The sequence below is a fragment of the Mesorhizobium sp. M2A.F.Ca.ET.067.02.1.1 genome, from assembly GCF_004023285.1.
Lineage (GTDB): Bacteria > Pseudomonadota > Alphaproteobacteria > Rhizobiales > Rhizobiaceae > Mesorhizobium.
In genome coordinates, this window is record NZ_RZSB01000676.1 from 1 (window position 1) to 3,268 (window position 3,268).

The 3,268-nt window shown below is 63.3% G+C and carries 2 protein-coding genes and 1 pseudogene; 2 read left to right on the top strand and 1 reads right to left on the bottom strand.

What is annotated here, in order from left to right; all coding sequences use genetic code 11:
- The first annotated feature begins 311 nt into the window (after nucleotides 1–311).
- Both EOA28_RS29825 and EOA28_RS29830 read left to right on the top strand, forming a co-directional pair.
- A pseudogene (locus EOA28_RS29825) lies at nucleotides 312–1,389 on the top strand (extracellular solute-binding protein).
- Nucleotides 1,386–2,684: a flavin monoamine oxidase family protein gene (locus EOA28_RS29830; RefSeq protein WP_127251231.1), complete on the top strand. Its 1,299-nt coding sequence runs from the start codon at nucleotides 1,386–1,388 to the stop codon at nucleotides 2,682–2,684. The pseudogene EOA28_RS29825 and the gene EOA28_RS29830 overlap by 4 nt, the downstream one beginning before the upstream one ends.
- Here EOA28_RS29830 and EOA28_RS29835 read toward each other — a convergent pair.
- Nucleotides 2,648–3,268 (bottom strand): ABC transporter ATP-binding protein (locus tag EOA28_RS29835; protein WP_148670933.1); only part of this gene is annotated, 621 nt, incomplete at its 5' end. The two genes, EOA28_RS29830 and EOA28_RS29835, sit on opposite strands and share 37 nt — an antisense overlap.

Consider the following 3,268-nt stretch of genomic DNA (forward strand, 5'->3'; position numbering starts at 1 on the left):
AACAAAACGAAGCCGCTCATCCATGATGCCAGTCTCTCGCCAAACCATCGCCGGTCCTCCCGGCTGGCAAGAAAACTGTCACCCATCTAATCGGTCCATTCTGTTACCTATCTATCCGGTTCGGACAACAGCCTCTTTCTCCCCGTCACTATACGGGGAGAAATGCCTGGCAGGGCAATGAGGGGCAGCGCTGATTTTGACAGTTTAGCGATCTCTGCCGCAAATTCGAAACGGAGCCAGCAGGCTCGCCAAAGTCCGGGAATTCTCCTAACCTCTCCCGATATATTCGCGATGGGGGAGTTTTTCGCGCCATGAAGACCATGCTTCGCCGCCTTGCCTTGGCCGCGCTCGTCACAGTCGGCGCGGGCACCGCCTATGCGCTGGCGGAAGGCGGCGGCGACCTCGTCGTCTTCGACTGGTCCGGTTACGAGGATCCGCTGCTGCATCCGGCCTACACAGCCAAATACAATGCCGAGCCGACCTTCTCCTTCTTCGGCGACGAGGACGAGGCCTTCGAGAAGATGCGCGCCGGCTTCAAGGCCGATATCGCGCATCCCTGCTCGCAAAGCGTGGTGAAGTGGCGCGAGGCGGGATTGCTGCAGCCGCTCGACCTTCGAAGATCGCCGGCTGGAAAGATCTCAATCCCGGCATCATGGCGATGAAGGATCTGGCCACCACCGCCGACGGCAAGGCTTGGTTCATGCCGTTCGACTGGGGCAACACCTCACTGTTCTACCGCACTGACAAGGTGACGGCGGACGAGGCGCAATCGCTGAAGATCTTCGCCGATCCGAAGTTCAAGGGCCGCGTCACCATCGGTGACAATGTCGACGACGCCTATGCGCTGGCGAGCCTGGTCATCGGCCTGAAGGACTGGACCAAGATGACGGACGAGCAGTTCAGCGAGGCTTCCGCCTTCCTGCGCGACGTGCACAAGAATGTCCGCTTCTACTGGACCGACGACACCGATCTCAACCAGGCCTTCACGGGCAATGAGGTCGACCTGGTCTGGGGTTGGAATGAGACCTATGTGACGCTGAAAGGCCAGGGGATGCCGATCGCCATGAACCGTGACACCAAGGAAGGCATTTCGACCTGGGTGTGCGGCTATGTGCTGCTCAAGGATGCACCGGGCAAGCTCGACCAGGCCTATGATTTCCTGAGCGCGGTCAACGCGCCGGGCGTTTCGGAGTATATATGGTGAAGACCTTCGGCTACGGTCACGGCAACAGCGCCGGCATGGCGGCGATGGACCAGAAGCTGCTCACCGAGCGCGGCTTCGACAATCTCGACAAGTTCCTCGACAAGACGCTGTTCCAGCAGCCGGTGGCGCCGGACCTCAAGCAGCGCATGGTCGCCGAATTCGAGAAGATCAAGGCCGGCTATTGAAGAGCATCATTGAAAGAACCGACGTCGTCATCGTCGGCGCCGGTTTCACCGGCTTATGCGCCGCGCTCGAGCTGAAGCGGGCGGGTATCGATTTCCTTGTCCTTGAAGCACGCCATCGTGTCGGCGGCAGGGTGGAGGCTGTCCGCAACGGACTCGGCGAGCTGATCGACAGCGGCGGGCAGTTCCTATGCCAGGACATGCCCGAGCTGATGGCGCTGGCCAAGGCGCGGGGCAAGAGCTTCGTCGAGACCTATATCGAAGGCGAGTTCATCACCCATCCGTCGATGTCGGTCGAGGAAGCCGAGCGGACCTATCAGGTCGCGATGGCGATCCGCGAGCGCATGAACAGGATCGAGCCGGACGATGCCTCGATCGCCGGACTGACCGTGGCGACATGGCTCGAGCGCCAGAAGGACACGGCCGACGCCAAGGCGACCTTCCGTTCGATGATCGAGGGCCTGTGGTGCCTGGCGCTGGACAAAGTGCCGCTCTGGTATCTGATCGACAATGATCGCCGCATCACCAACGAGGTGTTCGAGCTGCAGTATTTTCTGGGCGACACCATGCAATCGCTAGCCGAGGATCTGGCCGCCGAGCTCGGCGACCGGCTGCGCCTGAACCAGGCGGCGACGCGTGTCGAGCGCGCCCAGCAAGGCGTTCGCGTCAGCACCGGCGCGGCCACGATTGAAGCGCGCGAGGTTCTGATCGCGCTGCCGCCGGCGACGGCCGCCAAGCTCGACTTCGCACCAGCCTTGCCGGCGGAACTCGCAGGCGCGCTCGGCGTCTGGGAAAGCGGCGCGGTGATCAAGATCCTGGTGCGCTACGCAAAGCCGTTCTGGCGCGAGCGGGGCCTGTGCGGCATGGTGATGTGGCGCGATCAGCCGGGGCTGTTTGCCTGCGACGCCAGCCAGGATGCCGGTCACGCCGCGCTTATCGTCTTTGTCGGCGGGCCGCTCGCGCTGCGCTGGCATCCGCTCGGCGAGGCGGCGCTGCAGGCGGAAATCACCGCCAGACTTGTCCAGGCGCTTGGCGCTCAGGCCGCCGACTTCATCGATTTCAGCGCGCGCGACTGGACGCATGACCGCTGGAGCGGCGGCGCCTATAGCGACCTCATCATCGATGTGACCGCGCGCGATGCCGAGCGCGTGATCCTTGCTGGCGTGCCGCATGTCCATTTCGCCGCTTCGGAAGTCTCGCCGTCCTTCCCGGGTTATGTCGAGGGCGCGATCGTCGCCGGCCGCATCGCTGCCGCAAGGATTCAGTCGGCCATCGCCACCAAGGCCTCGGGGTCGTAGGCGAGGCGGATCGGGGCGCCGACCGGAATATCGTCGGCGCCGAAATCATTGGTCTCGGTCACCGAGAGCGGTTTTTCGAGCCCCGGTATCTCGACGATCAGATGGGTGATCTCGCCGAAATAATGCCGCTCGACGACCTTGCCGGCGACCTCGAATTTTGCCGACGCATTGTCCCACAGAACGCGCAGCCGTTCGGGCCGGATGCCAAGCGTCGCCGCGCCGCCATTGCGCATGAAAGCCTTCGGCTTGTCGGTCCTGACGCGGCCGAAGCCCAGCGTGTCGAGCAGCAGCGAAGCGCCGTTCTCCTCGACGATCTCGGCCTTGACGAAGTTCATGCCGCCTAGGAAGTCGGCGACCTGGCGGTTGACCGGGCGCTGGTAGATCTCCTTCGGCGAGGCGACCTGCGCGATGCGGCCGCCGAACATCACGGCGATGCGGTCAGACATAGCCAAGGCCTCGTACTGGTCGTGGGTGACCAGCACGAAGGTGATGCCGACCGCCTGCTGCAGGCGGCGCAATTCGACCTGCATCTGCTCGCGCAGCTTCTTGTCGAGGGCCGAGAGCGGTTCGTCGAGCAGCAGCAC